At 71.5% G+C, this 6,522-nt stretch carries 7 protein-coding genes; 6 read left to right on the top strand and 1 reads right to left on the bottom strand.

The features are described from left to right. Nucleotides 1–48: 48 nt before the first annotated feature. The gene (locus QC385_RS11905) at nucleotides 49–450 is read right to left on the bottom strand and encodes a DUF2795 domain-containing protein (protein WP_059420087.1); all 402 of its coding nucleotides are present in this window, start codon (nucleotides 448–450) and stop codon (nucleotides 49–51) included. 159 nt (nucleotides 451–609) lie between these two features. Between QC385_RS11905 and QC385_RS11900 the strand changes: the two genes are divergently transcribed. From QC385_RS11900 to QC385_RS11875, 6 genes are all read left to right on the top strand, one after another. Beyond that, entirely contained in the window at nucleotides 610–765 is a 156-nt protein-coding gene (locus QC385_RS11900) for a hypothetical protein (RefSeq protein ID WP_279541233.1), read from the top strand. Between the two features lie 341 nt (nucleotides 766–1,106). Next, complete coding sequence (locus tag QC385_RS11895; protein ID WP_443032887.1) at nucleotides 1,107–2,057, top strand: 3-oxoacyl-ACP synthase; 951 nt, start codon at nucleotides 1,107–1,109, stop codon at nucleotides 2,055–2,057. Continuing rightward, nucleotides 2,054–2,323 (top strand): acyl carrier protein, encoded by a 270-nt coding sequence (locus tag QC385_RS11890; protein WP_279541231.1) that lies wholly within the window; start codon nucleotides 2,054–2,056, stop codon nucleotides 2,321–2,323. The genes QC385_RS11895 and QC385_RS11890 overlap by 4 nt, the downstream gene beginning before the upstream one ends. A 37-nt stretch (nucleotides 2,324–2,360) precedes the next feature. After that, on the top strand, nucleotides 2,361–3,545 hold the full coding sequence (locus tag QC385_RS11885) for an acyl-CoA dehydrogenase family protein (RefSeq protein ID WP_279541230.1): 1,185 nt from the start codon (nucleotides 2,361–2,363) through the stop codon (nucleotides 3,543–3,545). Further along, the gene (locus tag QC385_RS11880; protein ID WP_279541229.1) at nucleotides 3,542–4,591 is read left to right on the top strand and encodes an HAD-IIIC family phosphatase; all 1,050 of its coding nucleotides are present in this window, start codon (nucleotides 3,542–3,544) and stop codon (nucleotides 4,589–4,591) included. Before QC385_RS11885 ends, QC385_RS11880 begins: the two co-directional genes overlap by 4 nt. 23 nt (nucleotides 4,592–4,614) lie before the next feature. Further along, entirely contained in the window at nucleotides 4,615–6,510 is a 1,896-nt protein-coding gene (locus QC385_RS11875; protein WP_279541228.1) for a non-ribosomal peptide synthetase, read from the top strand. Nucleotides 6,511–6,522: the final 12 nt, after the last annotated feature.

The following is a 6,522-nucleotide window of genomic DNA, read 5'->3' as shown; positions in this document are numbered from 1 at the left end:
GGGCACCGCGGGCGGGCCGACCCGCCCGCGGTGCCCCCGGTGCGGTCCCTACGCGTACTCCTCCGGTCCGGTCTCCCGGGCCCGGATCAGGGCCTGGGCCAGCTCCTGGACATTGCCGTAGCGCTCCTGGCGCGGCAGCCGCTCCAGGGCCTCGACGAGGGCGTCGGGCGCCTGGTGGCCGCGCAGCTCGCGGGCCAGGTCGCGCGCGCTCGCGGGGAACACCCGGCGGCCCAGGATCCGGGCCAGCTCCAGACGCACCGACTCCAGGGACGTCGGCGCACGGCTCGGCGTCACCGGCCCGTACGCGACCTCGGGGTCGTCCTCGGCGGCCGGCTCGGGGTCGTGCCACTCCTCACTGCGGGTGGGGTGCCCGGACCTGAGCAGCCCCTGGAGTTCGTGCTTCATCTCGTCGTCCCGGTGGACGCTCAGCCGGTCGCTGCCTCGCTGCATGTCTCCCTCCAGACGGTCGGGGGTTCGCACCGCGTACCCGAACACCGGGAGCCGACACGGCTTCGCCGCCCCGGATCGGTGCCGTCCGTACTGGTTTGCGCCACGGCCTGCGGGAGACCCGGATCACACCCCCCACACCTCTCTGGGGAAGGACACGCCATGGCGATGCTCGCTGTGCTCATTCCGCTGCTCATGCTCGGAGTGGTGCTGGTGCTGGGCCGTTACGAGGAACTGCTGCTGCCGCAGGACGACACCGACCGGGGCGAACCGGCCGGCGTGCCCCACGCGGCCGCGACTGTCGGGCGAGGGAAATGAGTTCAGTCGGCGGGGCCGTGACTCAGTAGGCGGGGCCGTGACCTGAGGGCTGGACTCGTTTCCGCGCAGCTGTGGCCGGCGTCTTGCGCATCGATCTGTTTCCGTGCGCCAACGCCGCGCTACGGACCGTGACGCCGGGTGCTGTCAGCGGCGTGTCAGTTCGGCGTCAGTCGCTCTCGGGAGGATCACGGACGTCCCGGCGGATATGGCCAACGCGGTCGCTATCGCAGAGATCGGCTGACAGCCCGGACATCCGCCGTAGACGAGGGGGAACGACCGTGTCCCAGCAGGCCCTCCAGCATGGCGCAGCACCCGTCGCCATCCGCAGCGCCGCCTGGTATATGCCCGAGCACACTCTGCCGATCACCGATGTACGGACGCTCGACGAGACCGAGCGCGCCACACGCGACACTCTGGGCATCGACACGGTCCGGGCGGACGACCAGCTGAGTTCCGTCACTCTCTCAGAACGCGCCGCGCGCCTGGCGCTCGAACAAGCGGGGCTCGACGCCCGGGACCTCGGCGCCCTGGTGATGGTGGAGTCGCGGGTCCAGGAGACGTTCCTCAGCTCCGAGGCGACCAGGCTCCAGCACCGACTCGGCGCCGGCAACGCCACCACGTTCTCGATCGGCGGGCTCGGCTGTGTCTCGATCACCCCGGCCCTGCTGACGGCCCGCGGACTGCTGGCCGCGGACCCGGCCCTGGACCATGTCCTGGTCGTGCACGGCAGCAAGCCGGCCGCCGCCACGCGCTACCGCCACCCCGTCACAGTGAACGGCGACGGCGGGCAGGCACTGCTGCTGTCCCGCAGCGGGCCGATACGGGTACTCGACATCGCGCAGCTGACCAACGGGCGCTACTGGGACCTCTTCCACGTCGACTACCGGGACCGCCCCACCGCTCAGTGGCGCGAACAGTGCACGGAGCCCAGGACCTACTCCTTCCGCCTGGCCATGGAGACCCGCAACCGCCTCTCCGCGATGCTGGACGACCTGCTGCGGCGCAACGGAATCGGCCGGGGGGACGTCGCCGGCTTCGTCAGCCAGAACCTGTCCGCCGGGAGCTTCACCTTCCTCGAGGACTCCCTGGACATCGAACTGCTGCCGGCGTGCCGGGAGAACCTCCGGCAGTACGGACATCTCGGTCCCAATGACGTCTTCCTCAATCTCCGCACAGCACTCGATCGCAAAGAGCTGGCCCCCGGCGACCTTGCGGTCCTGATCAACGTGAGCCCGGTGGCTGCCTGGAGTCTGCTGCTGGTCGAGGCAGGTTCACAGGAGAAGACGGCATGAACGACATCACGTCGCAGATCACCGGCTTTCTGAGCGCGGCTCTTCGTCGGCAGGTGGAGCCGGACGACGACTACTTCGCACAGGGCCTCGCCGACTCACTGTTCGCACTGGAGCTGGTGACCTTCATCGAGAGCCGCTTCGCCCTCACCGTCCAGGTCGAGGACCTGGATCTGGACCGCTTCAGCACCGCCAACCGCATCACGGAGTTCGTCCGGTGCAAGACCGGAGCGCCCGAGCCGGGAGAGGCACATGCCGAGGGTTCCTGAAAGCGGCCCCGACGCTGCGACGACGGGGCCGCCGCCCGTGGAGCCCGTGGACCTGTCCCGGGTCGCGGCCGATCTGGCGGCCGGCGCACACGACCGCGCTGCTTGCTGGGACCAGAACGACGGACTGCCCGATTCGGTGCGCAAAGAGGTCGCCGCGTCGGGACTGCTCGCCGCGGACCTGCCCGAGCGGTACGGGGGCGCCGGTCTCCATCCGCTGAAACTCGGGGAGATCACCGCACGGATCGGTGCTGAGTGCAGCGCCCTGCGCGGACTGCTGACCGTACAAGGCATGGTCGCGGCGGCGTTGCTGCGCTGGGGCACCGAGGCACAGCGGGCCGACTGGCTGCCCAGGCTGGCCGGCGGCGAGCTGACCGCCGGCTTCGCCGCGACCGAGCAGGGCGCCGGCAGCGCGCTGGGGTCGGTGGAAACCCGTATCGAGGCGTCGGGGCGGTCGGACCAGCAGGAACTGGTCGTGAGCGGCCGCAAGAGGTGGGTCACCTTCGGTGCGGTCGCCGACGTGTTCCTGGTCCTCGGCAAGTACGAGGGAAAGCCGGCCGCCGTGCTCGTGGACGCGGACCGCGCCGGTGTCGAGCGGGAGCCCGTGAACGGCCAGCTCGGCATGCGGGGCGCCCGGATCGCCCATCTGTCCTTCGACGGCGTGCGGGTGCCCCGGCGGCAGCTCGTCGCCCCTCCCGGCCTGGGGCTCTCCCACGTCGCCGGCACCGCGCTCGACCACGGCCGGTTCACGGTCGCCTGGGGATGCGTGGGCATGGCGGAGGCGTGCGTCGAGGACGCTGCCACCCACGCCGCGGTCCGCCGGCAGGGCGACATCCCCCTGGGCGACCACCAGTCGGTCCGGTCACTGCTGGCCAGGGCGGCGGTGGACGCCGCCGGGGCCCGGCAACTCGCCCGTGCGGCTGCGGAGGCACGGGCCTCGGGCCCGGGTCACGGGGTGTCGGAGACGCTCATGGCCAAGTACGCAGCGGCTTCCGCGGCGGCGGCGGGCAGCCGCGCCGCCGTACAGGTGCTCGGCTCGGCCGGCTGCGCGCCCGACAGCAGGGCGGGCCGTCACTTCCGGGACGCCAAGGTCATGGAGATCATCGAAGGAGCGCAGGAAGTGTCCGAACTTCACATAGCCGAGCGGTTGTTGCGCCGCTTCGGTGATGCGGCGCGCGGCACGGACCGCCCCGTCGGGTCCCGCCTTCCCGGACAGTCGCCGTGACGGCGGCAGCGGGCGCGCCCACCGTCAAGTGCCTGGTGTGGGACCTGGACGACACCCTGTGGGACGGGGTGGTGCTGGAGGGCGACGATCCCGCCCCCTTCCCTTCGGCGCTGAAGACCCTGGCCGAGCTGGACCGTCGCGGCATCCTGCACGCCGCCGCCAGCCGGGGCGAACGCGGCGTCACGCAGCGCCATCTGGCTAAACGCCGACTGGCCGACTGGTTCTGCGCGACAGAGGTGGGCTGGGGCACCAAGTCCGCCGCGGTGCGCCGGATCGCGAAGGCCCTCAACATCGGTCTGGACACCGTCGCGTTCGTCGACAACGACCCGGTGGAACGGGCGGAGGTCGCGAGCGAACTCCCCATGGTCCGCTGCTATCCGGCGACGGAGGTCGAACAGCTCCCGAAGTACCGGGAGTTCCGGCCCGAGCACATCACCGCGGAGGCCGCCGGGCGACGCCGGCTCTACCAGGCCGAGTGGCAACGCCAGGAGGCCGAAGAGCAGTTCACCGAAGGACGCCAGGCGTTCCTCGACTCGCTCGACCTGGTCATGGAGCTGCGCCCGGCCACCGAGGAAGACCTGTCCCGGGCCAGCGAGCTGACCGTCCGCACGCACCAGCTCAACAGCACAGGACTGACTTACGGCATCGACGAACTGCGCCGGTTGAGCTCCTCACCGGACCATCGGGTGCTGCTGGCCACGCTCCGTGACCGCTTCGGTGACTACGGGATCATCGGCCTGGCCGTCACCGAACTCGCCGGGCGGGACTCGGTCCTGCGGCTGATGCTGATGTCCTGCCGAGTCGCCTCGCGCGGTGCGGGGAGCGTGCTGCTGCACCATCTGACCCGGCAGGCCCTGGCGGACGGCCGGCGCCCCGTCGCGCACTTCATCCCGACCGAGGCCAACCGGAACATGCTGGTCACGATGCGCTTCGCCGGCTATGAGGCGACGGTCACCGACGAAGACCACCTCGTGCTCACCGTGGACCCGGAGCGCCCGCTGCCCAAGGCCCCCGGCCACACGCGCGTGATCGCCGGTGCCGCGTGAACGGCACAGGAAGCGAGGCTGCGATGCCCCGACGTCCCGGTGGCACCGATGAGTTCGTCCCCGCAGGCGCCCCGGTGGAGGTACGGCCGGTGTGGGCCGCCTTCCGAAGCCAGGTGCTCAGGGCGCCCGAGGCGACCGCGCTCATCATCGGCGGGGTCTCGCTGACGTACCGCGAGCTGGACCATGCCTCGGCCGGTCTTGCGCGGCTGCTGTGGCGGCACGGGCTGCGGCCGGGGCGGGTCGTCTGCGTCCGGACGCAGCAGAGCGCCCTGTCCGTGGTCGCCATGCTCGCCGCACTCCGCACCGGTGCCACCTGGGCGGTCCTGGAACCGGACCTGCCCGTCGGCAGGTTCGAGGCGCTGTGCCGGGACGTCGACTGCGCAGTTGTGCTGAGCGAGGGCGGCGACGCCGTGCCGGCCTCCGCGCTCGCGGCGATGCCCGCCGCGCCGACGGTCGTGGACGCGGCGGACCTCCGCCTGACGCGGCTCGTCGAGGCGGGCCGGGAGCTGCCCACCGACCCGTACCCGCCGGTCCCTGAGCAGAGCCCCGCCTACGTCGCCTACACCTCGGGATCCACCGGTGTGCCCAAGGGCGTGATGGTCAGCCGGGGCCAGCTCGCGGCGTCCATCAGCTGCCGGGGGCCGGTGTACGGCACCGAGCACTCCGTCTTCCTGATCGCGCTGCGGCTGTCCTTCGACGGGATTCTCGGCGGAATGTTCTGGTCGCTCACCGACGGTCACACGCTGGTGCTTCCCGACCCCCGACAGCTCATGCGGGTAGCGGAGTTCACCCGGCTGGCCAGGGAACAGCGTGTGACACACCTGTTCAATATTCCCTCCTACTACCGGGCGGTGCTCCAGGATCCCGGCGGCCTGCCCGACACACTGCGGCTGGTGGTCGTGGGGGGTGAGGCGTGCACCCCCCAGCTGGTGGGCGCGCACAACGAGCGACTGCCACGGACCCGGTTCGTCAACGAGTACGGGCCCACCGAGACGACCATCGCCTGCACGGTGGAGATCGATCCGGACCCGACCCGGGACCGTGTCCCCATCGGGCGGCCCTGGCCGGGGGCGCAGACCCTGGTACTGGACGAGCGGCTGCGTGAAGTCCCGGCGGGGGAGCGGGGCGAGCTCTACGTCGGCGGCTCCCTGGTGGCACTCGGCTACGCGAACCAGCCGGCTCGTACGGCCGAACGATTCGTCGCGGACCCGTACGGGCGGCCGGGCGGGCGCCTCTACCGCACCGGGGACATCGCCAGCGTCGATGAGCGGGGCGCGCTGCACTACCACGGCAGAACGGACGACCAGGCCAAGATCCGCGGCACGAGGATCGAACTCGGCGAGATCGAAAGCGTGCTGGAGCGCCATGCGGGCGTGCAGCAGGCTGTGGTGCTCTGCGAGCCTGCCGGGCAGGACGAGCCGCAGGTGATCGCCTTCGTACTGCCGACGCCCGGCGGCGGGCCGCCGGACGCCTCGAAGCTGCGCGAACACTGCCGGGGCCGGCTGATGGAGCAGGCCACACCGACCCTGTTCGTACCGGTCGACCACATGCCGCTCGACCGGAGCACCAAGGTGGACCGGGCCGCGCTCCGCACGCTGATCCCGGCAGACCGGCAGGCATCCGGGGGCACCGCGGGCGGGGACTGGAGCGGGCACCGGCTCGCCGTCGGCCGGATCTGGGCGGAGGTCCTCGGGCACTCCGGCTCGGACCCGGACGACAACTTCTTCGCCGTCGGCGGGAGTTCGCTCAAGGTCATCGACCTGCACGACCGGCTGGACAAGCGATGGCCCGAGGCGCTGCGGGTGGGCGAGCTGTTCGACTACATCACCATCGCCACCCAGGCCCAGCTCATCGCCGAGCGCCTGGGCGAGCGCACGCAAGACGACGATCACGCCCCACCGGCCACATACGAGCTCTGACACACGTGAACG

The organism is Streptomyces sp. DH10, from assembly GCF_029813805.1.
GTDB classification, from domain to species: Bacteria; Actinomycetota; Actinomycetes; order Streptomycetales; family Streptomycetaceae; genus Streptomyces; species Streptomyces coeruleofuscus.
The sequence above is the reverse complement of the archived record's forward strand: the minus strand, read 5'-3'. Positions and strand labels throughout refer to the sequence as shown.